Origin of the sequence: Pandoraea pneumonica, assembly GCF_049918595.1 — a bacterium.
GTDB lineage: Bacteria > Pseudomonadota > Gammaproteobacteria > Burkholderiales > Burkholderiaceae > Pandoraea > Pandoraea pneumonica_A.
Genome location: NZ_JBNCRZ010000001.1, coordinates 1,322,751 through 1,346,728, shown reverse-complemented (window position 1 = coordinate 1,346,728; position 23,978 = coordinate 1,322,751). Strand labels below are relative to the sequence as shown.

The window sequence follows — 23,978 nt, the reverse complement described above, 5'->3', positions numbered from 1 at the left end:
GCTTTCTATGTCATTGGTTGGCCTCGTCGGCCCTGAATCTAAACCGTTCGGCGCGACGTTACTTGCCCGCGTAATCGGCCAGCGCCGCCACATCCTCGCCGAACATCTCGCCCACTTCCTTGCGCAGCACTTTGCCGTCACGGCCAATCACGTACAGCTCCGGCAACCCGCGTCGCTTACCGAGCGCCGCCTGCCATGCCTCGTTATCCATGCCCGCCGGGAACGTGTAGTGGTGCGCTTTGATGTACTCGATCGCCTCCGCTGGCTTCTTGTCGATCGACAACGTGACGATCTGAATCGGCTTGCCGCGCGTCGCGTCGTAGAGCTTCTGAAGATGCGGATTTTGCTGCGCGCAGAACGGGCACCACGACGCCCAGTACTCCACGATTACCGTACGGCCCTTGAACGACTCGGCGGGCAGAATCTTGCCGTCGAAAGTCGTGAGCGCGGGCAGTGTGACCGTGTCGCCGACATCGACGGCTTGTGCAGGCATACCGAAGACCATGATCGCGATGCCGATCATGGCGAGCGCCAGCCGCCGCCAAGCGTTATCGCGGGCGGTACGAATCGATTGAAACAGGGATGTCATGAGGCACTCCGGAAGCCCGCCGATTGCCTGTCGTCTTGACGCAGGCAATCGGCCGGTACGGCAGACGACTTACTGATTGACCGGCGAGGCCGGGTCGAGCAACAACGCCATCACGTCTTTCAACTGCTGCTCGGTGAGGATGCCTGCCGCGCCGAAGCGCGGCATGTTCGAGCAAGCCATGTAGCTATGCGAGTCGTAGACCTTCGCCCACGTGTACTTGACCACCTCGGGCGAATCGCCACGCAGCTTGCCGTAGTGGTACAGCGACGGGCCGATGTTGCCGAACGAGATCTCGGTCTTGGTCAGTTGATGGCACGCGTAGCAGTTGCCGCCATTGACCGTATCGGCCTTGTCGGTGAACTGCATGCCGCGACCGTTCTGGGCCACCTTCTCGCCCTCTTTCCAGTCACCGAGATACTTGCCGTCCGCCGGTGCTTTGACCGCGGCCAGTTCGGCCTTTTGCAAACGTTCGGCAATCTTGGCCGGCATCGGTTTGGTGGCGTACTGCGTGCACAGCTTCTGCAACTCGCTCTGATCGATGCGATCGAGTTGCGCGATGCCCGACGGACGGAACGAGTCGCGCAGTTCCTGCACAACGGCCGCGTCGGAAGTCCCGGTCACGAGCTTGGCGCCCTCGCCCTGTGCAAATGCCGCGCCGACGACGAGTGCCCCGGCCGCGCCCAGCACGGCAGTCGCCGTGCGCAATGCGATTGATTTCATGGGTGTGCCTCGTGATCGGTCAGCGCTTCAGGCCAGGGGCGTCCATCTTGCCGCCGTTGGCCATCACACCGAGGAAAGTAATCAGATCGATCGACGCCTGCGAGCCGTAGTTCAGTTCAGGCATGCGCTGCTGACGGAAGCAGTCGTACATGCGCCACTGAATCGTACGCAGTGCACCTTGCGAGACACGGTAGCCCGGCCACGTCGCAAACGCCTGACGAGCGGCGGCGGGCTTGGTCAGATTCGGCAAGTCCTGCAAGCGAATGCGCTTGTCGTCGGACCCATGGCACGATGCGCACGAAAAATCGTACGGACCGGCACGGTAATAGAAGATCTTCTGGCCGCGCGCATAAGCGTCCTTCTCTTCCTTGTGCGCCTGCGGCACATGGATGACGGCGCCGCGCGACTGGCCTGCCACGTAGGCGGTCAGCGACTCGAGTTCGGTCGGGTCTTGCCCTTCCTTCGAGAACGGCTGCTTGATGACATCGGCGCGCTTGAAGCCTTGCAGATTCACCATGCATTCGACGATGCGCGACTCGGCGTCGAGCACGCGTTTCGTATCGGGGAAATAGCGCGGCAGTTGCGCGTAGGCGTCTTTCACGACACCGGCGCCGAGGCCGAGGTCGCACTGTGCAAGCGAGACGTTGTTGGGGCCGCGCGGCGTCTTCCAGAGTTCTTCGCCACGCATTTCGATGAGTTCGGCCGGATTCCCGTCGGCGAGCATCTCGCGATATTGCGCGATCGCTTCCGCCGTCGATTGTTCAGCCGCGAATGCGGGGGCGCTGACACCCGCGATGGCGAGCATACCGCCGAGCACTGTCCGACGCAGCCATGTTTCGTGTCGCGGGGTGCTCACCCGTGCGCTATCTTGCGCATCAAGCATCTGACTCTCCTGTGTGTGGGTTGTTTGGCGCATCGCAGAGAGACTCCCCGCGAGCGCCACCGCGCACTTCCCGGCGCTTGCTTGCTTCTTATCAGGCGATGGCCGTTTCGTCGGTTCGCGTGTCGCCCTTGTTGTCGACCCACGTGACCGTGACCTTGTCACCCTTCTTGGCGCCCTTGAACTTGAACGACAGGAACGGATCCTTCGACACTGCCGGACCCCATTCCGCCGACAGCACCGTCTTGCCGTTGCAAGCGACCGTCACGGTCTGAATGAAGTGTGCGGGCACGATATTACCGGAAGCGTCTTTGCGCTGACCGGTTTCCATGATGTGGCTCATCAGCACCTTGACCTCGACGACACCGCCGGCCTCGGTTGCGCGAATGCGCATCGGATTACCCATGTTTGGCTCCTCGTTATTCTCGTCGCGCGCTTAACCGCCGCAGCCGCCCAGCGTGACCTTGATTTCTTTCTCGGCCACGAGGTACTTGTTGTCCGCCTTGACGAGCGCATAGACCTTCGAGGTCTGGCCCATCTTGACGCGCGTAGTCACCGACGGGTCGGTGCCGTCAGGGATATCGAACGACGCCGCGAGGGTGTTCGGGTTCTTCTCGATCAGGATGGCGATCGATTGCGTATTCGGGGCCTTGCTCGTAACCGCCACCGGCACGACTGCACCGTTTTCGGCAATGTCGGGTGCGGTCAGCACGACCAGATCGCTCGGGCTGGCGCTCGTGCCACCCAGTGCCTTGACCGTATCGGCCACGCTCTTGGTCGCAAACGCCGCCTTGTTCCACTGCGCTTCGGCCGCGCGTGCCTCTTCGGGCTTGATCAGCCCGGCGGCCACCGCCAATCCCATTACCGCGGAAAACCGCAGCATGTCGCGTCGCTGTTGGTTCATCTTCGTGTATTTCCTTCTTTGAAGGCCGCCAGTGCGAAGGCACTCGAAAATCCCGAGTCTCCCGCTACACTGGCCGCCGTTCGCCCGCGCGTCACACCTCGTCGCCGAGGCGTGCCGCACGAGCCCCCTGCCCCGGACTTACTTGGCCGGGGCGCCAGCCAGAACCCAATCCACCAGGAGCTTGGCATCGGCATCCGACATCGTCGGGTGCGCCGGCATCGGGATCGGACCCCAAACGCCAGAGCCGCCACCCTTCACCTTCTTGACCAGCTTGGCCACGGCATCCTTGTCGCCCTTGTACTTCGCAGCGACATCTTGGTAGGACGGACCGACCAGCTTCTTATCGACCGCGTGGCAGCCCATACAAGCGTTGGCAGCTGCCAGCTTGGTCGCCGCTGCAACGTCGATACCGGCGTGAGCCAGCGAGGCACCGGCCATCATGGCCGCGGCGATCAACAACTTTTTCATCGTATCTCCTTCGATTTGTGTAGGGGACGGTGTCCTGCGGCGGCATGCAAGCGCGCCGCCGTCGGCCACCTTGCCCACTTACTTTGCACCACGGAGAATCCAGTCGACCATCGTGTGGACATCGGTCTCGGCCACCTGCGACTGCGGCGGCATTGGCATGCTGCCCCAGTTACCGGCACCTCCGGCACGTATCTTCGCCACCAGTTTTTCAGTCGCATCCGACTGCCCATGGTACTTGGCGGCGACCTCCGAGAAGGCGGGCCCGATCTTCTTGTCGGTGACGCCGTGACAGGCCAGACAACCGTTTTTGTCCGCAAGCGTTGCTGCCGGTGACGTCGCTGCGGCGGTTTGAGCCGGCGCGTCCGGACTCGCCATGCCAAGCGTGGCGAGAGCCGCCATCTTGCGCACCGACGCATTTTGCGCGGCAGTGCCGGACAGCGGCGGCAGCTTCGTATCGACACCGCGCACCGGTCCGATGACTCGGTTTTGCGCGGCCAGATCTCCATGTGCGTCGCGGGCGTACGCAGGGAGTGCGGACGTCACGATACCAGCCTCAGGACAATCCTGCATACACGCGGTGTTATGGGTATCCGGTTTGTCTCCCACGCGCCACATGCCGTGCGCGCGTGTCATGCCGTTGCGATTGGGCATGCGCTTTTGCACGTCGGCAATGTTCTTGTCCGAGAGCACGAAATCGGCCGGTACGATTTCTCCCAAATTCAGGATATAAGCGGTTACGGCATAGACTTCGTCCGGCGTCAGTGATCTAGGCGCATTCCACGGCATGGCGCGGCGGATGTAGTCCCAAATCGTAGACACGGTATCGACCTTCATCAGCGTGGTGCGCACCGGCTGATTGTTCGCGCGCAGCGACGCCACGTGACCCGTCTTGATGTCGTCGTCGGTCGTGCCGCCCACCAGCGGATTGAACACCTCGTTGCTCTCGCCGAACGTGCCGTGGCACGACGCACAGCGCGCGTCGAAAAGCTTCTGCCCGTCGGCCACTGAACCTTGCCCTCTGGGCAACCCTTTGAAGTCAGGACGCACGTCGATATCCCACGCGCTCAGTTCGGCCGGTGTGGCATCGCGGCCGATACCAGAGGGGGCTTTGATCTTGGGTGCGGTGGTGAATGCCGCCGTCGATGCGTTGGCGGGCGCGGCCTGTGCAGGCGTGCTCATCCACGCGCTCACCGTCAGCCAGGCGACCGCAAGGGCACTCGCCCAGAGACACGCCGCCGCTGCGACCTGAACGCGACGGCGCAACACCGTGCGCCGGTTCGGCTTCGGCATTCCGTACGCTTTAGTCGACGTGAACATTGGTCACCTCCCCGCTGGCGGCCACTTGCCACGTCTGGATCGCATTGTTGTGATAAATCGACTTGGTGCCGCGCACATCGCGCAACTGGCGATAGCGCGGCTGCACGAAACCGGTTTCGTCCACCGCACGGCTTTGCAGCAGCGCGGGCGAACCGTCCCATTGCCAATCGAAGTTAAAACGCGTGAGGCACTTGGGCAGTACCGGCGACTCGATGCGCGCCTGACGCCACGACTTGCCGCCGTCGGTCGACACGTCCACACGCTTGATGCGTCCGCGCCCCGACCATGCCAGACCGGTCACGTTGAAGTAGCCGCGATCGAGCAACGCTTGTCCACCAGAGGGCGACGTAATGACCGATTTGCACTCCTGAATCGACGTGTACTGACGGTGCTGACCGTCCGGCATCAGGTCGACGTAGTGACTGGTTTCATCTTTCGTATTCCACGGTGCATCGCCGACCTTGATGCGGCGCAGCCACTTCACCCACGACACGCCCTGCACGCCGGGCACCACGAGCCGCAGCGGATAACCGTTTTCCGGGCGCAGCATCTCGCCGTTCATGCCCCACGCGACGAGAACGTCCGAGAGCGCGGCTTCCATCGAAATGGTGCGCGTCATGCCCGAGCCGTCGCCGCCTTCGGCGAGGACGAACTGGCCGCGCTTGGTGTCGGCGCCCACGTCGTCGAGCAGCACCGACAGTGGCACCCCAGTGAACTCGCAGCACGAGAGCATGCCGTGCGTGTACTGCACGGTGGGCACGGCCGAGTTGCCCCACTCCATGCCGGTGTTCGCGCCACATTCGATGAAGTGCATGCGCGAGACGGACGGCAAACGCATGATGTCGTCCATCGTGTAGACCTTCGCCTCGCGCACCATGCCGTGCACCATTAGCCGGTGCTGGGTCGGGTCGATTTCCTGCCAGCCCTGATGGTGACGCTCGAAGTGCAAGCCGCTCGGGGTGATGATGCCGAACAACCCTTGCAGCGGCGTGAACGCCACGGACGCTTGCGTCGTCTGCGTGAGGCCCGGCGATTGCCGGCGTTGCAGGTTCGCTTCGAACTTCGACGGCATGCCGTACGGGCGGGCGGCGACCGGCTGCCCCAGCGACGTCGCCCAAGGACGTGGCTCGAGAATCATCGGGTCGCCGTCGCCGATCAGTTTGGGGGCATCGGCAGCAAACGCCGTCCCGCCCGCCAGCGCGGCACCGGCGGCGAGAAAACTGCGTTGCAGAAAGTTACGTCGTGTGGGGTTCAGCCCATCGCGGGCGATATCGCCGGCCAGTGTGCCGTCGATGAAATTCTCCGGAGCCCGGCGCAAACGGCCGGCTCGCGATGTGTTATCGCTGGTCTTGCTCACCCTGTCTCCTCGCGTTTTGTGGCACCCGCCAGCGTCGCGAAGGACAGTGGTCGGGCTAGGACGGGTTCACACCACTGCGTGCGAACCCGCCCTGAAACCTCGCGCAGTCTCGTTGCCGCGCTGCACTATGGGTCTTGCAAAGTTGCGATGCTGCGCTTTCTCGCCTTACTGGCCGCGCGGCATAAAGCCGTCGACCGCCTGATGCGGCAGCGCTTCCTCCTCGATTCGGCCAGCGACCTGCACGCACACGGCGCGACAGATCTCGACCACCCCGGTATCCGCAATTGTGTAGTACACCTGATTGCCTTCCCTGCGCCTTCCCAAAACGCCTGCCTGATACATCGCATTGAGATGGCGCGAAACGTTTGTCTGCGACGAATTCACCGCCGTCACCACATCGCTCACCGATTGTTCGCCACCGCACAAGGCATGCAGAATGCGCAGCCGGGTCGGCTCGGAGAGCAGGCTGAAGTAGTGAGATACCTTTTCGAATACGCGGTCGAGTTCTTCCATGACGTTCGGCAATCAAGTTCGTGTGAAGGCGTGAATAAGACCGTATATGCCTACATACGCATATACGGATAATCGAAATAACAGACGGGATAAGCAAGCTGCGCTGCAACATATCGGACGCCGATCTATTGCTCAGCTCGCCACAGGTTTTCGGGACGAAAATCGGATTTCCATGTATACGGCGAGATATAGCGCGCGACGGGTTATGCACGTGCGGGATGGCCATCGGCAATGGCTTCGATAAGTGGGCAATCGCTTCGCACTCGGCACGCTTCACTGGCATCAGGGAAAAACCCGATAAGAAAAATGACTCGGGACGTCGCATCAGAGCCCTTTGCTCTGCGTACGACGTCCCGTTTGGCGTCGGTGGCGATCCACCGCCCATGCCCGTTTACTCGAATTGATAAGAGTAGTTCGCGTTGAAGCGCAGCGGCCGGTTCGGCGAATTGGTCGGCGCGTCGGCCATCGGCTTGGCGACCGACAGATCGAGCGTGTAGTACTTCCGGTCGGAAATCCGCACGCCGATACCCACCGACGCGAGATTGTTATGCACGAGCTGACCGTAGTTCAAATAGACACGCGCAGTGTCGGCAATGATGTACGGCTGTACGGTCTTGAGATAGCGGAAGTCCGTGCGGAACAGCCGGTTGATCTCCAGCGACGCGCCCCAGCCCTTGTCGCCCGCGACTTCACCGGCCGGATAGCCGAGACCGTAGCGCATCCCGCCGAACGTCGCCTGCTCGGACGTTGGCAGCGTGTTGCCGCTGTACTGCCCGCCCGCCGAGACGACGACACCGAAGTCCCATGGCAGCACGACACCTTGCTTGGCGTCGAGCGTGAAGCGCCAGAAGCCGAGATCGTACGGCCCGAGAATCTGCTGAATACCGGCGGGCTGCGTGGTGTACGACTGGCTCGCGCCCAGCCCGTTGAAGCCCTTGAACACGCCCAACGTGGCACTGCGCGTTTGCTTGTCGGTGACTTCGTTGTAAGCGAGTTGCACCTGCGCGGCCCGCACGTTGGCCTGCGAGTTGATGAAATTCGGCGAGTTCGGCACTTCGTAGCGGTCGCGCGAATTCACGCCATACATGCCGCCGCTGGCCGTCAGGCTGCGCTGATTGTTGAGCAGAATCGGATACGACAGGGTCACTGCCACGCGTTTGGTGTCGAGATGGCGCGTGAGCCCGGCGAGTTGCTGGTCGTCCGGCTGGCCGCGGTAGTGCGACGCATCCACGCGCGCCTGCAAACCGTTCGAGCCGAGCGGCTGAATGTACGACCCCGAGTAAAACTCCTCGTCGTTGTGTCCCTTCGGGGCGATGGCCGTCAGTTGAATCTGTTCGCCAAGCGGCGAGAGCGCGTTGCTCGTCACCGTGAACACGCCGCGAATGCCCGGGTTGTTATACGAGAGCGACGTGCCCGCAGTGACCGGCTGACGCGCGACATCCAACGATAGTTCGGTCGCGCCGTCGGTCTGCGTGGGCGGCTGCACGTCGGCTTTGATCTTCATGCCGGGCACAAGCGTGAGCAGGTTCAGGTAGCGCTCGAACGTGGCGCGCTTGAGCGGGCGTTCCGCCTCGATGTGGGCGGCGATATCTCGCAAACGTTGCTCGGACGGCCCCGGCTTGCCCGTGATCTTCGTCGACGAGATATAGCCTTCGACGATCGTTACCCGCACAAAACCATTGGCGAAGTCCTGCGCAGGCACGAACGCGAACGAGAGCAGGTAGCCCGCGTCCTGATACATCTTCGTGACCTGATTGGCCTTCTCCACCAGATCGCCGATGGTGACTTCCTTACCCGCCATGGGCGCGAACAGCGCCGCCACCTGATCGAACGGGATCGACTTCACGCCTTCGATGCCGAAACGCTGAGGCGTGATTGGGCGGGCCAACAGGGCCTTGAGCGCGTCGTCCTGCGAGGGTGGCTGAATGTGAAGGTCGAGAGGCGCGGGCTTGGGCGCCTCGATTTTCGGAAGACTTTGCATCGGGTCGCCGCGCACCGGGCTAGCATCGGCCCACGCCAACTGGCTGGTGAGCAGACCGCCGATGGCGACTGACGTGGTGACGAGATGGACGATGCGAACAACGCGTGCAACTTGACGGCTGCGAACGGTCTTGACCGAGTCCCCGCGCGTGACCCGCGACGCAAGACGGGACCCTCCCTGGCGATACGCCATCCCTATGCCCCCCAACGCTTATTTTTTCGTGGAGCCAGTGTAACCGAGAGGCCGCAGGCCCCGTCAATGAAGGAAAGCAGGGGGACTGCGGCGCCCACGCAACAATCAGGGAACAATCAGACACCACGCCTGCAACACGGCGATGGCAGCGGGACCGGGGGACTTAGAGAAAACCTTCCAAACGCGCTGGATGATTGCGTTGCAGACCGAAATACCGCGGCGTGGCGCATCAGGCCAGCATGTCGGCCCAGATGCCTTGCGCCCACGCGAGTCCGAGCGCGAATTCGTCGCCATTGGCATGCGGTGATGCGCCGCCTGTGCCGGGTACGGGCAGCATGGTGCGCTGCGCTGCGTCATAGCGATGGACACTGGCAACGTGCATGGCCTGCGTCGCCGAAACAAACGTATAGCAAGTATTGCTATAGAGCGGTTCGGGGTTCACCGGACGACCGGCCAGCGTCGCCACGATGGCCGCGGCGCACACCTTGCCGTGCTGGTTGGCCATATGGCCCGACTTGGGCATTTGCGGCGCGATCTGGACCGCGTCGCCGAGCACATGAATATCGGGCTGGGCGGTCGAGACAAAGGTCAGGAAATCGACGTCGCACCAACGGCCATTGGCCGTGGCCAGCCCGCTCGCGGTCGCGATATCGCCTGCGCGCATCGGTGGGATGACGTTCAGCACGTCGGCCCTGACCTCTTCACCCAATTCGAACCGAGCGACCTGCTTCGCGCCATCGATGGCGACTTCCGTGCAATTGAACTGCGGGTGGTATTCGACGATATCGGCGAACTGCGTGCGCCAGACTTCGTGAAACTGCTCCGCTTCCGCCAACACTTCGTCGTTCGCGTCGAAGATCAGCACCTTGGCACGCGGCTTGTGCTGCTTGAGCCACGCGGCCGCCTGACAGGCGCGCTCGTACGGCGCGGGCGGGCAACGGAACGGGGCTTCGGGAATCGTGATGGCGAAGACGCCCCCCTCGGGCATGGCTTGCAAGCGGGCGTGCAGCGCGGCGCTTTCGCGGGCGTCGGTCCAGCCCACGGGCAGCGCTTCGCGCACAGCCTTGTCGTTGAACCCGGCAATCGCTTCTCGACGCAACGCGATGCCGGGCGCGACGATCAGCTTGTCGTAGGAGAGCTTGCTGCCGTCGGCGAGTTGCACGTGCTTGCTGGCTGCGTCGATGCCGTTGGCGCGCGTACGCCGCCAGACCACGCCATGACGGGCGACCAGCCGGTCGTACGGCACCGTGAGATCGTTCACGCGCAGGTTGCCGCCGACCACGAGATTCGACAACGGGGCCGACACGAAAGCCGCATTCGGCTCGACGAGCGTTACGTCGACGGTGTTGCCCGAGAGCTGGCGCAGGTATTTGGCTGCCGTCGCACCGCCGAAGCCGCCCCCGATCACCACGACGCGGGCGCGCCCCTTGACGGGTGTGATCCACGGATTGGCGGACGACGACGCACCGGCGGCAAATGCGTCCGACACGCCACCCAGCGCCGCCGCTGAGCCCAAGCCGAGGAGAAAGTCGCGACGATGCATCGTGCGGACCTATTGGGGCGCGCGCGCCGTAGCGGGCGCGACGGGTTGGCGCCGTGAAGCGGACGACTGCGCGGGCACTTGCGAAGGCGGCCGCAAGCCTGGCTGTGAGGCCGACTGCGAAGCTGATTGTGATGCGAAGTAAGCCGCGATACGTTGCAACTCGTCGTCGCGATAGCCCTTGAGCAATTGCGGCATGAGGGTCGCAGAACGACCGTCCGCCGCTTTGCCATTGCGCAACCCTTGCAGCGCAGCGACCAGTTCTGCCGCCGGACGTCCTTCGAGTTTGCGCAGCGCCGCCTTCCCCGCACTCGCTGGCGCGGCAGCGTTATGACACGTCATGCACGCCATCGCCCAATCGCGGGCTTGCCAGTCGGGTTGGATATTGGCGGAATCGGACGCGGCGGCCATCGAGGCCGTCAACGTCATCCCCATCGCCAGAATGAACGGCGCCGGCATCATCCGAAGACGATGCCGGCGGTTCGAACCTTCCAGGAGGGGTACGCGCATGCGCGCGAATCGTGCCGTCAGTTACCCGTCTTGTTCGACGGGCCGGGCTTGATCGGTGCGTCGCTGATCGGTGCGGGCGACGACAACGGCTTGGCCGTCACCGTGTCGGTGCCGATCGGCGTAGTCGTCACCGTCGCGGCATTGCTATCGTCGCCTTGCGCCGGGGCCGGGTTCTTCTGCGCTTCGGTCGACAGACGCTGTGCCTCTTCCGGCTTCACGTACTCATACAGCTTGATCACCTTCTGCACGCCATCGATACGGCTCGCGACGTTGGCGGCAATGCGCCCTTCTTCTTCCGACACGAGGCCCATCAGGTACACGTCGCCGCGCTCGGTCACCACCTTGAACACGTTGGCTGAAATCTCCTTCGTGTTGATGAGGTTGGCTTTGACCTTGCTGGTGATCCACGCGTCGTTCGAGCGCGAGCCGAACGAGCTCTTCGGTCCGATCGCGAGTTCGTCGACGATGCCGCGCACGTTGCTGATTTGCTTGACGATGTCGACGGCGCGTTGCTTGGTGTTCTCGTCCGGCACTTCGCCGGTCAGCAATACGCGACGGTTGAAGACGGTCACGTTGACGTGCACGGCGTCGTCGGTCAGCGTGTTGGCGGTATTGGCTTCCGCCTTGACCTGAATTTCACGGTCTTCCGTCTGCGCACCGACCGAGCGGCGATCCGTGGCGACCAGTGCCCCGGTGGCGGCACCGCCGAGGATGATGGGGGCGCAACCGGCCAGGGTTGCAGTGATCAACGCAGCCGCTACCAGCGGCCTGACTGCGCGTTGGAAACTCATCGGGCATTCTCCTTGTTGGATGGGTCGAACGGGCCGGCCCCCGCCGTCCCCTGCCGACACCGCCCGCCCCCGCGGGTGGTGTGCGTGATGATCTTGACGCCTTAGAGTGACATTAGGTTCACGCGTCGCCGAATAGCATCGCGTCGACCAGGTCGCACAGGCAGTGAATGGTCAGCAGATGAACTTCCTGAATGCGCGCCGTGCGATCGGCCGGCACGCAGATATGCACGTCCAGTTCGCCCAGTGCCGCATTGACCTTGCCACCGCCTTTGCCGGTCAGGGCGATCACGTGCATTTCGCGCTCGTGGGCTGCCTCGATGGCGGCGAGCACGTTGCCCGAGTTGCCCGACGTGGTGATGGCCAGCAGGATGTCGCCGGGTTGCCCGAGCGCGCGCACCTGCTTGGAGAAGATGGCGTCGAAGTTGTAGTCGTTGCCCACGGCCGTCAGGATCGACGAGTCGGTGGTCAGGGCGATGGCCGGCAGTTCGGGGCGTTCGCGCTCGAAACGGCCGACGAGTTCGGCGGCGAAGTGCTGGCAATCGGCGGCCGATCCGCCGTTACCGCAAGCGAGGATCTTGTTGCCGTTGGACAGCGCATTGAACATGACCTCGGCGGCGGCGGCGATGGGGTCGGCAAGCGCGTCGCGCGCGGCCAGCTTGGTTTCGACGCTATCCGTGAAGTGTTGTTGAATTCGTTCGATCGACATGGTCGTTGTGCCAGGGTGTCGCAAAAGCTGTCGGCCCGGTGTGGGCGCAGTGTCCCTGCATGGCCGACGATCACAGCCGTCACTCGCGAAATCCCGGAAAAGCCCGAGCCCGCTTGCAGACGGCACTTTCGCAAGTGTAACAGGGCGCGCCCCGCGGGGTTCTCCCGTGGCCTCGAAGGCGTGGCGTGTTGCGCTCGCTAAGTGCTCATGCATCGTCGGTGCGAAAGGCGTCGGGCAGCCAGCTGACCACGGGCGGGGCGCCGTCGAACGCGACGACATCGAAGCGGCAGCGCCCGGCCGGGCGGCGCAGTAGATAGTGACGGGCGGCGAGCATCAGACGTTGGCGCTTGGCGCGGGAGATACTTGCCGCGGCCCCGCCGAAGTCCGCCCGGTGGCGCGCGCGGACCTCGACGAACACCAGTACGCCCGCGCGATCGCGCATAATGAGGTCGATTTCGCCGCCGCGGCACCGATAATTGCGCGCGACGAGCCGCCAGCCGCGACGCTCCAGCATAGCCAGCGCGCGGGCTTCAAACGATTCTCCAAGCTGATTCGACATGGTTGTTCCGATCTGTACCCCGATGTTCACGATGACACGCGACGCGCTCGCACCGACGGCGGGAGGCTGCTGAGATGGACGACCGCCTGATGTCGCTGGCCGAAGGTCAGCACTATCCGCCCGGCACGCTCTACATCGTCGCGACGCCCTTGGGCAACACCGCCGACATTACGGTGCGCGCCCTTCACGTCCTCGGCATGGTCGATGCCATCGCCTGTGAAGATACGCGCAACAGCGCGCAGTTGTTGCAGCGTTACGGCATCGACAAGCCCCTGATTGCGGCGCACGAACACAACGAAAACACTGTCGCGACGCGGCTTGTCGAGCGTTTGCAGGCGGGCGAGCGCATTGCCTATATTTCGGACGCTGGCACCCCCGGCATCTCCGATCCGGGAGCGCGACTCGTCGATGCGGTGCGTGCTGCTGGCCTCGGCGTGGTGCCGGTGCCGGGGGCGAGCGCCATCATCACACTGCTTTCGGCGGCGGGAGCGTGGGTCGAGACATTCACCTTCGTTGGCTTCTTGCCGTCCAAAGCGCAACAGCGTGCGCAGGCGATCACGGCATTGGCCGGCGCCACCGCGGCACAGGTGTTCTACGAAGCGCCGCACCGCATTGTCGAGACGGTTGCGGCGTTGGCCGAAGGGCTAGGTGGCGAGCGCAAGTTGCTGATCGGGCGCGAGTTGACCAAGCGCTTCGAAGAGATTCACGAGTGCGCGCTGAGCGACGGCGAGGCGTGGCTGAAGGCAGACGCCAACCGTCAGCGCGGCGAGTTCGTCTTGGTGGTGTCCGGCGCGGCCGCGAGCACGACCGACGATGGCGTCGATGCCGAAGCGCAACGAGTGCTGGCGTTGCTGGTAGCAGAGTTGCCGACAAAGAGCGCCGCCAAGCTGGCCGCCGCGATCACGGGCTCGCCGAAGAACGCGCTATATGAACGGGCACTGGCGCTGAAGAACGGGTGATTCGTCTGGGATCGCCCGGTGAATGGGCGACGAAAGGGCCGCACACCAGCGGCGATGAAGCGTTCGAAATTCGGAAAACTCCGTGGGTAATTCTGGCAATTACCCAATCGATCGCATCGGCCGTCGACCTATGATTGAGGCAATTGTGTGGTCTCGGCCGGTGCATGCTTGCATGCCGACCGCCTCCCCCCGGGCCTTATGAGACGTGAGATGAAAAACATCCTTGCCCGCGCATCGATCGGAATCAGCGAATTGAAACTGAACCCCAGTGCCGCCATTGAGCGCGCCGATGGCCCCGTCGCCATCCTGAATCGCAATAAACCCGTGGCCTACTTGATCCCTGCTGCGGATTGGGAAGCCATTTGCGAACGCCTCGACGACGCCGAACTCGCCGATATCATCCGCTCGCGCGCAGATGAAACGCCGGTGAGTACGAAGCTTGACGACCTATGACCTGCAATTCCTACTATCGCGTTCAACATAGAAAAAGCCCGCCGAAGCGGGCTTTTTTCATTGGCTGGTTAGCCGACAGCGACAATCAGCTCAGCAGCAGTGCATCGTCGTCGAGTTGTTCGCCGCGGGTGCGTTCGAACATCTGGAGCAGGTCGGGCACGTCCAGCCCCTTGCGCTCCTCGCCCGACACGTCGAGCACGACTTTGCCCTGGTGGAGCATCACCGTACGATCGCCGTAGTCGAGTGCCTGACGCATGCTGTGCGTGACCATCATCGCCGTGAGCTTGCTCTCCTGCACGATGCGCGCCGTCAGTTCCAGCACGAACGCCGCCGTCTTCGGATCGAGCGCCGCCGTATGTTCGTCGAGCAGCAAAATGCGTGACGGCTGCAACGACGCCATCAGCAAACTCACCGCCTGACGCTGACCGCCCGAGAGCAGACCGATACGGTCCGACAAACGATTCTCAAGCCCCAAATTCAGCAGGCTCAACTTCTCACGGAACCGCTCACGCAACGGCTTGTTCAGTGCCAGCCGGAAGCTACGGCTCTCGCCACGCTTCACCGCCAACGCCATGTTCTCTTCGATGGTCAGCGCCTCGCAGGTGCCCGCCATCGGGTCCTGAAACACGCGGGCCACCTGACTCGCACGCTGCCACGCCGTCTTCTTCGTGACGTCGTTGCCGTCGATCGAGATCGTGCCCGTGTCGACGATCAAGTCGCCGCTGATTGCGTTCAGGAACGTCGACTTGCCCGCCCCGTTCGAACCGATCACCGTCACGAATTGCCCCGTCGGAATGTCGAGCGACATGCCACGCAGTGCACGGTTCTCAATCGGCGTGCCCGGGTTGAAAGTGATCTTCAGGTCTTTTGCGCTCAACATGATCAGGCACCTCCGTTCTTGCGCGGGAACAGCTTACGACGCGTGGCCGGCAACACCAGCGCCACCGCGACGAGCAATGCCGTCACCAAGTTGAGGTCTTGCGCCTTCAGACCGATGAAATCGCTATTGAGCGCCAGCGCGATAAAGAAGCGATACAGCACCGCCCCTACCACCACTGCCAAGGTCGTCAGAATCAGACGGCGCGCCGGCAGAATCGTCTCGCCGATGATGACCGCCGCCAAACCGATCACGATGGTACCGATCCCCATCGAGATATCCGCCCCGCCCTGCGACTGTGCAAACAGCGCACCGGCCAGCGCGACCAACGCGTTCGACAACGCCATCCCCGCCAGAATCTCGTGACCGGTATTCACGCCCTGCGCACGCGCCATGCGCGAATTCACGCCGGTCGAGCGCATGGCCAGACCTTGTTGCGACGAGAAGAAATAGTCCAGACCCAGCTTCACCACCACCACCACGACCAGCAGCAAGAGCGGGCGCAGCACGAAGTCAGGCAGCCATGCCGGCGCATTCTCGGGCAGCAGCATCGTGAAGACGGTAGGCGACGTAATCAGCGGCACGTTCGGCGCGCCCATCACACGCAGATTCACCGAGTAGAGCGCGATCATCATCAAGATACTGGCGAGCAGATCCATGATCTTCAGACGCACATTGAGCCAGCCGGTGATGAAACCTGCCGTCGAACCTGCCGCCATTGCCGCAAGCGTCGCCAGAAACGGATTCATGCCGCCGGCGATCAGCGTCGCTGCGACAGCGCCGCCGAGGGCGAAGCTACCGTCAACGGTCAGGTCGGGAAAATTGAGGATGCGAAAGGAGATCAGCACCCCGAGCGCCACCAGACTGAAGATCAGGCCGATCTCCAGGGCGCCCATCATAGAAAAAAGGGACATTTTTTTCGGTATTCCACTACACAAGACGATCCCCGCCGGGTCTCGGAGAGGCGCGTCGTTGGGGGGCTTAAGCGGAAAAGAGCGGCGCGGACAGATCGTGTCCAGGCGCCGCCCAGTCGCTCACCGGCAGGGCAGGCCGTTCGCCCGCCGCACCGGTTTCACGCTCGCTTTACTGCTTGATGACCGTCTTGGCTTCCTTCACCAGATCGTCCGACAGCGTCACGCCTTGCTTGGCAGCGGCCGCCGTGTTGACGAACAGTTCCAGATTCGAGCTGGTCTGCGACGCAATCGCGCCCGGCTTTTCACCCTTCAGGATGCGCGCGACCACCTTACCCGTCTGACGGCCCAGGTCGTAGTAGTTGATGCCCAGTGCCGCAATCGCGCCACGCTTCACGCTGTCGGTATCCGATGCCACCAGCGGAATCTTGCGATCGTTAGCAACCTTCACCAGCGACTCGTATGCCGACACGACGTTGTTGTCCGTGTTCGTGTAGATCACGTCGACCTTACCGACCAGGCTATTGGCCGCCGAGCTGATGTCGACGGTACGCGGGGCAGCAGCTTCAACCAGCGTCAGGCCAGCGGCGGGTAGCAGTTTCTTGAGTTCGTTGACGACCACGACCGAGTTGGCTTCGCCCGGGTTGTACACCATGCCCACGCGCTTGGCGTTCGGCACGACGCGCTTGATCAGTGCCACTTGCTTGTCCAGCGGCAGCTTGTCCGACACACCGGTCACGTTGGTGCCCGAGGCGTCCCAGCTCTTGACCAGTTGTGCGGCGACCGGATCGGTCACGCCGGAGTAGACCAGCGGCACGGTCTTCGTCGCAGCAACGACCGCCTGAGCCGTCGGCGTGGCGATGCCGATGATCGCATCCGGCTTATCGCCCACGAACTTGCGGGCGATCTGGGCGGCGGTCGACACGTTGCTTTGCGCGCTCTGATATTCCCACTTGAGGTTCTTACCGACTTCGTAGCCTTCGGCCTTGAGTTCGTCGCGCGCGCCGTCGCGAATGGCGTCCAGTGCCGGGTGTTCCACGATGGCGAGCACGGCCACCGACTTCGTATCCTGCGCGAATGCAGCGCCAGTTGCCCCCAACATCGTTGCCGTCACCGCGCACAGCAGGGTGCGCTTGGCGAATTTGCCCATGGTCGACATCAAAACTCCTCCAGGATTGCTTTATGAAAGGTGCGCCGTGCCCGGGTCTCTGCGGGCCTCATTCGGATGCACTTAAAGCGTGCACCTGCGCGTGGGGCACAGTCTACCCACATCCCCAGCAGCGAACAACGGTTGCCAACGCAACGGACGGCGAGGCCCGCCACATATCGGATTGCGCCCAAACACTGGCAGAACTGTGCGGCAATCGGAAAAAAATTAGCCGATTTGGTCGCGTCAATTCGCACTCGCGCACATTCGTGCGAAGCGTTCAGCCAATGAGATAGGGGGAAATTGCCAATCGGCGGTGAAAAAACCGGGACGCGCTACGTGATCCGCGTCGACCGCCGATCACTTTTGTCCCAGTTTTTGAGAGGAATCCGATTTGAATTCGAGACGGCGTGCCGGAAACGGCGGGAGTCTCAGGGGGCGGTATTGCTTTCGTCGAGACCGAGGGCAGCGACTTCGCTACGCGACAAGCGGCGGATTTCGACCTTCGCGTGGCCCGAGCGGATGAAATCGAGCTGTTTGGCCGCGCCGTAGGAGAGATCGATGATGCGATTGCGGGTGTAAGGGCCGCGATCGTTGATCCGCACCACCACCGTCTTGTTGTTGGCGACGTTGCGCACGAGAACAAAGCTCGCAAGCGGCAACGTGGGGTGGGCGGCGGTCAGTTCATTCATGTCGAACGCTTCGCCCGTGGCGGTGCGCCGACCGTGAAATTTCTTGCCGTACCACGAGGCCGTGCCGGTCTGGAAGAACGTGCCGGCGTCGGCGCGCAACCGGGCTTCGCCATCGCGGTCCGGCGCGTTCGGGTCGCCGGGGTTCAGCCCTTCGTTTCGGTAGGTCCGGCCGGGCCAGTGGAGATCGAAGCTGGAGCCAACGGGTGCGTTGGCTTCACGCGAGCGGGTACGGACGTCTGTCGCCGAGGGGGCGGCAGCCGTTTGGCTGGAGGGTTCGAGCGGCGTTGTGCAGGCTGTCAACGTCAGGGCGAGGGCGCAGCCGACCGCGAACCGTTTGAGCATGTCGCGTGTTCGCATAGCCCGCAAGTTTAACACGCCGTCAAAGTCAACCCATCAGCGAGCGTTCACTTACATGGCGTGGCTTGTTTACAAAGCGTTACGTCGAGGCCGAGGGGCCCGTCTTGTGTTGCCCGCCGGGCAGGCCCGAGGCGCGCCGCGCGGTGGCGACTTGGCTAGCCGAATTACAATAGGCGAAAACCGCGTCCCCGATACCTCATGAACGTCACCCTGATTCCCGTCACGCCTTTCCAACAGAACTGCACGCTGCTCGTCTGCGACGCGACCCGCCGGGCCGCCGTGGTCGACCCCGGCGGCGATATCGAGCGCATCGTCGGCGAAATCGAGCGCCAAGGGGTGACGCTGGAGAAGATTTTCCTCACGCACGGCCATCTGGATCACTGCGGCGGTGCGGGCGAATTGGCCGCCAAGTACGACGTGCCCATCGAGGGCCCGCATCCTGACGACGCCTTCTGGATCGACCAGTTGGAAGCCCAGAGCGCGCGCTTCGGCTTTCCCGAGCCGCAGTCCTTCACGCCGGATCGCTGGCTGGGCGACGGCGACACCGTCACCTTCGGCGATGTCACGCTGGACGTCTTCCACTGCCCCGGTCACACGCCAGGTCATGTGGTGTTCTTCGCCAAAGACGAACAACTGGCGAGCGTGGGCGACGTGCTGTTCGCCGGTTCCATCGGGCGTACCGACTTCCCGCGCGGTAACCATGCCGACCTGATTGCTTCGATTCGCGACAAGCTTTGGCCGCTGGGCAACGACGTGACGTTCATTCCGGGGCACGGCCCCGTGTCCACCTTTGGTCAGGAGCGTGAGACGAACCCCTACGTGGCCGACGCCGTGCTGGCTCGGAGCGGCGCATGAGCACCGCCACGGCCCGCGTCCCCTCGCGCATCATTCCCGTCGACGAAGAGATTTTTGTCAGCACCGACGTCGAGGCCGACGGTCCGATTCCCGGTCCGCACTCGATGTTGAGCTTCGCGTCGGCGGCGTACACCGCCGATAAGGAACTGATCGGCACCTTCAGCGCGAATCTCGAGTTTTTGCCGGACGCCAAGGGCCATCCGCTCACGATGAAGTGGTGGAAGACCGAACCCGAGGCGTGGGCCGCGTGCCGCGTCGAGCCGGAAGATCCGGCCAAGGCGATGAAGGCTTACGTGAAATGGGTCGAGAAGTTGCCCGGCAAACCGGTGTTCGTCGCGTATCCGGCGGGCTTCGATTTCACGTTCATGTTCTGGTACATGATGCGTTTCGTCGGACGCTGCCCATTCTCGTGGTCAGCGCTAGACATCAAGACGCTAGCATTCGCGATGACCGGCATGCCGTATCGCAAGTGCATCAAGCCGCGCCTGCCGCAGGTGTGGCTCGACCCGCTGCCGCACACGCACGTCGCGCTCGACGACGCCCTCGAACAAGGTGCCCTCTTCTGCAACATGCTCGCGGAGTTGAAGGAACAGCAGAAAACGCTGGCAGGCCTGCCCGAATGGCGTGGTGCCGGGTTGACCGCAAATGCCGACAAGCCCGTGTTCGGCTCGGCAGCAGCACAAGCGGCCGCCGATGCAGGTGAGGCATCGCCTGCCGAGGCGGGTCCGGAGAAAGACAGCGCAGCGTAGCGCTAGGCCGACGGCAGTTCGTAACGGGCGAGTCCGGGGCGAGTCCGCGTCGGCCTCGCCCTCAACCGCATTACAAAACCTCGTTCACCAGCTCTGGCGGACGAGCGATCACCGCCTTGTCGCCGTTGACCACGATGGGCCGTTGCAACAGCTTCGGATGCTTGGCAATCGCGGCGAGCAATTCGTCATCGGTCAATTCCTTGTCCGACAATCCCAACTCCGTGTACTCGGTCTCGTTGCTGCGAATCATGTCGCGCACGGGCACGCCCAGCAGCTTTTGCAGGCGTTTGAGTTCTGCCGCCTTCGGCGGCGTCTTCAGATATTCGATGATTTGCAGATCGCTGCCGCCTACGGCCGGCGAGCCTTCCACGAGCGCCAGCGCTTCGCGCGACTTCGAGCAGCGCGGGTTGTGATACACGGTAATCATGGTCACTCCAATGCGTCAAAAACAGGCAGACGTTCACCCTTCGAACGTGCGCTCCGAGTATGCATGGTATCGTCGAATGCCGCTACTGACGCCACAGCACGGACCGCAGTATCTGGTCGTACCGTCCGAGTGCCGTGCCGAACCAGTGCAAAACCAGTGCAAAACATTACCCCGCAACATCACCGTAATGTCCGCGTATCCAACCGGTGGCAGCGCCCGTCCGTCGCCCCTCACGGGCACGGTTGCGCGCCTCGCTGCATCGCTGCGGGTTTACCGCGCGGCGCAGTGCGCGTGCACCGCCTAAGCTAGGCGAAGAGCGCAGTCTGCCGCACGATCCGGCCCCCTCAGGAGACAGTGACATGGCAGGACGCTTCATCAGCATCGAATCGCGCGACGGCAAAACCTTTCAGGCGTATCTCGCCTTACCCGACGCGAGCAAGGGCGGCAGCAACAAGGGCCCGGGCTTGGTGCTATGTCAGGAGATATTCGGTGTGAACGCGCATATTCGCGATCTTGCCGACCGATACGCCGAAGAGGGCTACGTGGTCCTGGCCCCCGATCTGTTCTGGCGCATCGAGCCGGGTATCGAGCTGGATTATTCCCCGGGCGGCTGGCAACGCGCGTTCGCACTGTTCCAGAGCTTCGATGTCGATCTCGGCATGGAAGACGTGGGCGCGACCATCGATGCCGTACGCGCGCTGCCCGAATGCGTGGGCGGGGTCGGTGTGGTCGGCTACTGCCTCGGCGGCAAACTCGCGGCGCTCTCGGTCACGCGCACCAGCGCCGATGTCGCCGTCAGTTATTACGGCGTGGGGCTCGAACAACACGTCGAAGAGCTCGCTGGGGAACATCCGCCGCTCGTGCTGCACATTGCCGAACTCGACAAGTACGCCCCGGCCGAAGTGCGCGAGACGCTGGCCGCGCAGTTGGGCGAGCACCCGAACGTCACCCTCTATACCTATCCGGACGCCGACCACGCCTTCGCTCGCCCCGGCGATCACTTCAATCGCTCGGCGACGCAACTCGCGCATCAACGCACCATGGGTGCCCTGCGCAACGTCATCGGTCCGCATTTCGATTTCGCCTCGCTGTGGGAGACGCATTGCGCCTACGAATTCGCCATCCGCGAGATCGATCCGCTGATGAAAACGATGGTCGACGCGCCGTACGTCAATCACATCCCGACGATGACGGGCGGTGTCGGGCATCAGCAGCTCGCGCACTTTTATCGCAACCACTTCGTCAACAGCAATCCGCCCGACACGAAGCTCGTGCCGATCTCACGCACGATCGGAGCGACGCAACTGGTCGACGAGTTGTTGTTCTGCTTCACGCACACGACGCCGGTCGACTGGATGCTGCCGGGCGTGGCGCCGACCGGGCGCCGCGTCGAGATTCCGCTCGTGGCGATCGTGCGCTTCCGTGGCGGCAAGCTCGAGCACGAACATATCTATTGGGATCAGGCGAGCGTGCTCGTGCAGATCGGCTTGCTCGACCCGACGGGCTTGCCCGTGGCCGGGATCGAAACCGCACGCAAGTTGCAGGATGAGAATTTGCCGTCCAATACGCTGATGCCGAACTGGTCGTTCGGGACTCGGCCGCATTGAATGATGTAAGGCAGTGAAGTCATGCAGGACGTCGTGCGATGGCCGTGACGGTCAGCGCACGACAGGACGTGAAAAGCAAAGAAGCGTCGCTGACTTGGCAGGAGGCGCCCATGAAAACCGCATCGTCCCAACGAGTACGTTTCAGCGGCTCACGCATCTGGCAGCGCTCGCGCTGGTGGCGTGAGATCGGCAGCAACCCGCGCGGCGGCCTCGCCGCCGGCCCGGTCAATCCCGCCAATCCCACCAAGCGTCGCGCGTTTCGCCCTGCCTTCCTGGCGATGGGCAGCGCACTTCTGCTCCTGACGAGTTGCTCGAATCCCGACTTCGCCCCCAAATCGCCGCTCGTGCTCGATTTCTCACAGGGCAATGCGCCGCTCAGCGCCATCGATCAATACAAAATCGCTGCTGCGCAACGGGTCACCGAAGTCAACGCGCGCCAAATCACGCCGGGCAATCCGCAGCCGATGCTGCGCTCCGTCGTGTCGCTCGAATATTGGGTCGATCGCAGCGGCAACGTCACGCAGGTCATCCTGTACCGCAGCAATGGCGATCGTGAAGCCGAGCGCATTGCGGTCGCGAGCCTGCGCCGGGCGAGTCCGTTGCCCGCACCGAGCCGCGCATTGGTGGACAGCAGTGGCCGGGTGCGCGCCGTCGAGACGTGGCTCTTCAATAACGACGGCCGGTATCAATTGCGCAGCGTGGCGGCGCCCCAGATCGACGGCCAGTGATATCGTGGCAGGCATCTGCTATCTGACGATGCGCTTCACGCGACGGAGACTCTGCCCATGCCGCGATTTGCTGCGAACCTGACGCTGCTCTATCAGGAAGTCCCATTTCTGGAACGTTTCCGCGAGGCCGCTGCCGATGGCTTCCGCGGCGTGGAATGTCTGTTCCCCTACGAGCACCCAGCCAACGAAGTGCGCGCACGGCTCGACGATGCCGGGCTCACGCAAGTGCTGTTCAACACACCGGGCGGCGATTGGGCGAGCGGCGAGCGGGGCCTCGCGGCACTGCCGGGGCGGGAGGCGCAGTTTCGCGATGGCGTCGAGTTGGCGCTCGACTATGCCGATACGCTCGGCTGCCGTCAGCTGCATGTGATGGCCGGTTGCCCGGATGCGTCGCAATCGGCCGAGAAGTGCCGCGCCGTCTATCTCGAAAATCTGGCGTACGCGGCAGAACAAGCCGCCGCCCATGGCGTGACCGTTCTGATCGAGCCGATCAATCCGCGCGACTTTCCGCGCTACTTCCTCACCCGTCAGGATCAAGCGCAGGCGATTCGTCAGGAAGTCGGAGCGAGCAATCTCAAAGTGCAGTTCGACGCTTACCACTGCCAGATCGTCGAAGGCGATCTCGCCATGAAGTTGCGTCAACACATTGCCAACATCGGACACGTGCAAGTCGCAGGCGTCCCCGCGCGGCACGAACCCGACACCGGCGAAGTCAACTATCCCTTTCTCTTCCGTCTTTTGGATGAACTCGGCTACGCGGGTTGGATCGGCTGCGAATACCGACCGCAAGGCGAAACGCGTGCGGGCCTCGGCTGGCTCAAACCGTGGCTGCGCAGCGCGGCTCGCTAATCAGCGCGAATTACGCAGGGATAAATAGATTTCCGAATTTCACTCGGATGGCGAACGAATTGTGTAGACGCATCGTGCGCATGTCGCTCACTTGTCAGAGAACGGGTGAGGAAAGATGTAGGACGCTTTGGACAAAAAAATGGCGGGACACTTGGGCCCGCCAAAACCACACGCTACGGGGTTAGCGCGAGGAGACCAGATTCGGAGCACCGTATCGAACTACCTTGCAAATTGCGCCGGGGGACGCTCGTTGCCGATACAGCCGCGCTGCTGCGTTACCGGGGGATAAGCACTTCAGCGTTGAGATGCATTGTGGTGGAAACGTATAGCAGGAGGGGTA

The 23,978-nt window shown here is 63.0% G+C and carries 27 protein-coding genes; 7 read left to right on the top strand and 20 right to left on the bottom strand.

Annotated elements, in window-relative coordinates:
• Nucleotides 1-58: 58 nt before the first annotated feature.
• From ACPWR9_RS06160 to ACPWR9_RS06090, 15 genes are all read right to left on the bottom strand, one after another.
• Nucleotides 59-523, bottom strand: a complete 465-nt coding sequence (locus ACPWR9_RS06160; protein ID WP_426296605.1) for a TlpA family protein disulfide reductase — start codon at nt 521-523, stop codon at nt 59-61.
• Between the two features lie 135 nt (nt 524-658).
• Nucleotides 659-1,309 carry a sulfur oxidation c-type cytochrome SoxX gene (soxX, locus tag ACPWR9_RS06155; RefSeq protein WP_426296041.1) on the bottom strand — a complete coding sequence of 217 codons (651 nt, stop codon included), beginning with the start codon at nt 1,307-1,309 and terminating at the stop codon, nt 659-661.
• A gap of 19 nt (nt 1,310-1,328) precedes the next feature.
• The gene (gene soxA, locus ACPWR9_RS06150) at nt 1,329-2,114 is read right to left on the bottom strand and encodes a sulfur oxidation c-type cytochrome SoxA (RefSeq protein ID WP_426296606.1); all 786 of its coding nucleotides are present in this window, start codon (nt 2,112-2,114) and stop codon (nt 1,329-1,331) included.
• 169 nt (nt 2,115-2,283) lie between these two features.
• Nucleotides 2,284-2,595, bottom strand: coding sequence for a thiosulfate oxidation carrier complex protein SoxZ (soxZ, locus tag ACPWR9_RS06145; protein WP_150679299.1), 312 nt, complete (start codon nt 2,593-2,595; stop codon nt 2,284-2,286).
• A 30-nt stretch (nt 2,596-2,625) separates the two neighbouring features.
• Nucleotides 2,626-3,093, bottom strand: a complete 468-nt coding sequence (gene soxY, locus ACPWR9_RS06140) for a thiosulfate oxidation carrier protein SoxY (protein WP_058376480.1) — start codon at nt 3,091-3,093, stop codon at nt 2,626-2,628.
• Between the two features lie 138 nt (nt 3,094-3,231).
• On the bottom strand, nt 3,232-3,561 hold the full coding sequence (locus ACPWR9_RS06135; RefSeq protein WP_150679300.1) for a c-type cytochrome: 330 nt from the start codon (nt 3,559-3,561) through the stop codon (nt 3,232-3,234).
• A 78-nt stretch (nt 3,562-3,639) separates the two neighbouring features.
• Nucleotides 3,640-4,740, bottom strand: coding sequence for a c-type cytochrome (locus ACPWR9_RS06130; RefSeq protein ID WP_426296607.1), 1,101 nt, complete (start codon nt 4,738-4,740; stop codon nt 3,640-3,642).
• 121 nt (nt 4,741-4,861) lie between these two features.
• Nucleotides 4,862-6,235, bottom strand: coding sequence for a sulfite dehydrogenase (gene soxC / locus ACPWR9_RS06125; protein WP_426296042.1), 1,374 nt, complete (start codon nt 6,233-6,235; stop codon nt 4,862-4,864).
• A 165-nt stretch (nt 6,236-6,400) separates the two neighbouring features.
• The gene (locus ACPWR9_RS06120; protein WP_426296043.1) at nt 6,401-6,748 is read right to left on the bottom strand and encodes an ArsR/SmtB family transcription factor; all 348 of its coding nucleotides are present in this window, start codon (nt 6,746-6,748) and stop codon (nt 6,401-6,403) included.
• A gap of 391 nt (nt 6,749-7,139) precedes the next feature.
• Nucleotides 7,140-8,921, bottom strand: a complete 1,782-nt coding sequence (locus ACPWR9_RS06115) for a ShlB/FhaC/HecB family hemolysin secretion/activation protein (protein ID WP_426296044.1) — start codon at nt 8,919-8,921, stop codon at nt 7,140-7,142.
• Nucleotides 8,922-9,150: 229 nt separating this feature from the next.
• Nucleotides 9,151-10,464, bottom strand: a complete 1,314-nt coding sequence (locus tag ACPWR9_RS06110; protein ID WP_426296045.1) for an FCSD flavin-binding domain-containing protein — start codon at nt 10,462-10,464, stop codon at nt 9,151-9,153.
• 9 nt (nt 10,465-10,473) lie between these two features.
• On the bottom strand, nt 10,474-10,971 hold the full coding sequence (locus ACPWR9_RS06105) for a c-type cytochrome (RefSeq protein WP_426296046.1): 498 nt from the start codon (nt 10,969-10,971) through the stop codon (nt 10,474-10,476).
• A gap of 17 nt (nt 10,972-10,988) precedes the next feature.
• On the bottom strand, nt 10,989-11,762 hold the full coding sequence (locus ACPWR9_RS06100) for a BON domain-containing protein (protein ID WP_426296047.1): 774 nt from the start codon (nt 11,760-11,762) through the stop codon (nt 10,989-10,991).
• Between the two features lie 118 nt (nt 11,763-11,880).
• Complete coding sequence (locus ACPWR9_RS06095; RefSeq protein WP_150679307.1) at nt 11,881-12,468, bottom strand: phosphoheptose isomerase; 588 nt, start codon at nt 12,466-12,468, stop codon at nt 11,881-11,883.
• Nucleotides 12,469-12,673: 205 nt separating this feature from the next.
• Entirely contained in the window at nt 12,674-13,027 is a 354-nt protein-coding gene (locus ACPWR9_RS06090; protein ID WP_426296048.1) for a YraN family protein, read from the bottom strand.
• Between the two features lie 74 nt (nt 13,028-13,101).
• Between ACPWR9_RS06090 and rsmI the strand changes: the two genes are divergently transcribed.
• On the top strand, nt 13,102-13,986 hold the full coding sequence (rsmI, locus tag ACPWR9_RS06085) for a 16S rRNA (cytidine(1402)-2'-O)-methyltransferase (protein ID WP_426296049.1): 885 nt from the start codon (nt 13,102-13,104) through the stop codon (nt 13,984-13,986).
• A 210-nt stretch (nt 13,987-14,196) separates the two neighbouring features.
• Nucleotides 14,197-14,439 carry a type II toxin-antitoxin system Phd/YefM family antitoxin gene (locus tag ACPWR9_RS06080; RefSeq protein WP_426296050.1) on the top strand — a complete coding sequence of 81 codons (243 nt, stop codon included), beginning with the start codon at nt 14,197-14,199 and terminating at the stop codon, nt 14,437-14,439.
• An 85-nt stretch (nt 14,440-14,524) separates the two neighbouring features.
• On the opposite strand, the gene ACPWR9_RS06075 is transcribed toward ACPWR9_RS06080, so the two are convergent.
• From ACPWR9_RS06075 to ACPWR9_RS06060, 4 genes are all read right to left on the bottom strand, one after another.
• Nucleotides 14,525-15,319: an ABC transporter ATP-binding protein gene (locus ACPWR9_RS06075; RefSeq protein WP_087721949.1), complete on the bottom strand. Its 795-nt coding sequence runs from the start codon at nt 15,317-15,319 to the stop codon at nt 14,525-14,527.
• A 2-nt stretch (nt 15,320-15,321) separates the two neighbouring features.
• Complete coding sequence (locus ACPWR9_RS06070) at nt 15,322-16,230, bottom strand: ABC transporter permease (protein ID WP_426296051.1); 909 nt, start codon at nt 16,228-16,230, stop codon at nt 15,322-15,324.
• A 169-nt stretch (nt 16,231-16,399) separates the two neighbouring features.
• A complete protein-coding gene (locus tag ACPWR9_RS06065; RefSeq protein WP_426296052.1) occupies nt 16,400-17,386 on the bottom strand; it encodes an ABC transporter substrate-binding protein in 987 nt (328 codons plus the stop codon).
• Between the two features lie 419 nt (nt 17,387-17,805).
• The gene (locus tag ACPWR9_RS06060; protein ID WP_426296053.1) at nt 17,806-18,408 is read right to left on the bottom strand and encodes a septal ring lytic transglycosylase RlpA family protein; all 603 of its coding nucleotides are present in this window, start codon (nt 18,406-18,408) and stop codon (nt 17,806-17,808) included.
• Between the two features lie 213 nt (nt 18,409-18,621).
• On the opposite strand from ACPWR9_RS06060, the gene ACPWR9_RS06055 reads away from it, so the two are divergent.
• Both ACPWR9_RS06055 and ACPWR9_RS06050 read left to right on the top strand, forming a co-directional pair.
• Complete coding sequence (locus ACPWR9_RS06055; protein WP_426296054.1) at nt 18,622-19,278, top strand: MBL fold metallo-hydrolase; 657 nt, start codon at nt 18,622-18,624, stop codon at nt 19,276-19,278.
• On the top strand, nt 19,275-20,027 hold the full coding sequence (locus ACPWR9_RS06050; protein WP_426296055.1) for an exonuclease: 753 nt from the start codon (nt 19,275-19,277) through the stop codon (nt 20,025-20,027). Before ACPWR9_RS06055 ends, ACPWR9_RS06050 begins: the two co-directional genes overlap by 4 nt.
• 70 nt (nt 20,028-20,097) lie before the next feature.
• Here the strand turns inward: ACPWR9_RS06050 and arsC are convergent, their stop codons facing one another.
• Nucleotides 20,098-20,454, bottom strand: coding sequence for an arsenate reductase (glutaredoxin) (gene arsC / locus ACPWR9_RS06045; RefSeq protein WP_426296056.1), 357 nt, complete (start codon nt 20,452-20,454; stop codon nt 20,098-20,100).
• A 359-nt stretch (nt 20,455-20,813) separates the two neighbouring features.
• Here arsC and ACPWR9_RS06040 point away from each other — a divergent pair, with 359 nt between their 5' ends.
• The 3 genes from ACPWR9_RS06040 (at nt 20,814) to otnI (ending at nt 23,638) form a co-directional block, all read left to right on the top strand.
• Nucleotides 20,814-22,061: a dienelactone hydrolase family protein gene (locus ACPWR9_RS06040; protein WP_426296057.1), complete on the top strand. Its 1,248-nt coding sequence runs from the start codon at nt 20,814-20,816 to the stop codon at nt 22,059-22,061.
• Between the two features lie 110 nt (nt 22,062-22,171).
• A complete protein-coding gene (locus ACPWR9_RS06035) occupies nt 22,172-22,789 on the top strand; it encodes an energy transducer TonB family protein (RefSeq protein ID WP_426296058.1) in 618 nt (205 codons plus the stop codon).
• A 57-nt stretch (nt 22,790-22,846) separates the two neighbouring features.
• Nucleotides 22,847-23,638 (top strand): 2-oxo-tetronate isomerase, encoded by a 792-nt coding sequence (gene otnI, locus ACPWR9_RS06030; RefSeq protein WP_426296059.1) that lies wholly within the window; start codon nt 22,847-22,849, stop codon nt 23,636-23,638.
• Nucleotides 23,639-23,978 lie beyond the last annotated feature (340 nt).

Coding starts and splice junctions, on each gene's coding strand:
- ACPWR9_RS06070 (WP_426296051.1), bottom strand. CDS start 16,230: ATGTCCCTTTTTTCTATGATGGGCGCCCTGGAGATCGGCCTGATCTTC.
- ACPWR9_RS06115 (WP_426296044.1), bottom strand. CDS start 8,921: ATGGCGTATCGCCAGGGAGGGTCCCGTCTTGCGTCGCGGGTCACGCGC.
- soxZ (WP_150679299.1), bottom strand. CDS start 2,595: ATGGGTAATCCGATGCGCATTCGCGCAACCGAGGCCGGCGGTGTCGTC.
- arsC (WP_426296056.1), bottom strand. CDS start 20,454: ATGATTACCGTGTATCACAACCCGCGCTGCTCGAAGTCGCGCGAAGCG.
- ACPWR9_RS06080 (WP_426296050.1), top strand. CDS start 14,197: ATGAAAAACATCCTTGCCCGCGCATCGATCGGAATCAGCGAATTGAAA.
- ACPWR9_RS06075 (WP_087721949.1), bottom strand. CDS start 15,319: ATGTTGAGCGCAAAAGACCTGAAGATCACTTTCAACCCGGGCACGCCG.
- ACPWR9_RS06100 (WP_426296047.1), bottom strand. CDS start 11,762: ATGAGTTTCCAACGCGCAGTCAGGCCGCTGGTAGCGGCTGCGTTGATC.
- rsmI (WP_426296049.1), top strand. CDS start 13,102: ATGGACGACCGCCTGATGTCGCTGGCCGAAGGTCAGCACTATCCGCCC.
- soxY (WP_058376480.1), bottom strand. CDS start 3,093: ATGAACCAACAGCGACGCGACATGCTGCGGTTTTCCGCGGTAATGGGA.
- ACPWR9_RS06135 (WP_150679300.1), bottom strand. CDS start 3,561: ATGAAAAAGTTGTTGATCGCCGCGGCCATGATGGCCGGTGCCTCGCTG.
- ACPWR9_RS06130 (WP_426296607.1), bottom strand. CDS start 4,740: ATGAGCACGCCTGCACAGGCCGCGCCCGCCAACGCATCGACGGCGGCA.
- ACPWR9_RS06040 (WP_426296057.1), top strand. CDS start 20,814: ATGGCAGGACGCTTCATCAGCATCGAATCGCGCGACGGCAAAACCTTT.
- ACPWR9_RS06065 (WP_426296052.1), bottom strand. CDS start 17,386: ATGTCGACCATGGGCAAATTCGCCAAGCGCACCCTGCTGTGCGCGGTG.
- ACPWR9_RS06105 (WP_426296046.1), bottom strand. CDS start 10,971: ATGCGCGTACCCCTCCTGGAAGGTTCGAACCGCCGGCATCGTCTTCGG.
- ACPWR9_RS06095 (WP_150679307.1), bottom strand. CDS start 12,468: ATGTCGATCGAACGAATTCAACAACACTTCACGGATAGCGTCGAAACC.
- ACPWR9_RS06035 (WP_426296058.1), top strand. CDS start 22,172: ATGAAAACCGCATCGTCCCAACGAGTACGTTTCAGCGGCTCACGCATC.
- ACPWR9_RS06055 (WP_426296054.1), top strand. CDS start 18,622: ATGAACGTCACCCTGATTCCCGTCACGCCTTTCCAACAGAACTGCACG.
- ACPWR9_RS06110 (WP_426296045.1), bottom strand. CDS start 10,464: ATGCATCGTCGCGACTTTCTCCTCGGCTTGGGCTCAGCGGCGGCGCTG.
- soxA (WP_426296606.1), bottom strand. CDS start 2,114: ATGCTCGCCATCGCGGGTGTCAGCGCCCCCGCATTCGCGGCTGAACAA.
- ACPWR9_RS06120 (WP_426296043.1), bottom strand. CDS start 6,748: ATGGAAGAACTCGACCGCGTATTCGAAAAGGTATCTCACTACTTCAGC.
- ACPWR9_RS06060 (WP_426296053.1), bottom strand. CDS start 18,408: ATGCTCAAACGGTTCGCGGTCGGCTGCGCCCTCGCCCTGACGTTGACA.
- otnI (WP_426296059.1), top strand. CDS start 22,847: ATGCCGCGATTTGCTGCGAACCTGACGCTGCTCTATCAGGAAGTCCCA.
- ACPWR9_RS06090 (WP_426296048.1), bottom strand. CDS start 13,027: ATGTCGAATCAGCTTGGAGAATCGTTTGAAGCCCGCGCGCTGGCTATG.
- ACPWR9_RS06050 (WP_426296055.1), top strand. CDS start 19,275: ATGAGCACCGCCACGGCCCGCGTCCCCTCGCGCATCATTCCCGTCGAC.
- soxX (WP_426296041.1), bottom strand. CDS start 1,309: ATGAAATCAATCGCATTGCGCACGGCGACTGCCGTGCTGGGCGCGGCC.
- ACPWR9_RS06160 (WP_426296605.1), bottom strand. CDS start 523: ATGATCGGCATCGCGATCATGGTCTTCGGTATGCCTGCACAAGCCGTC.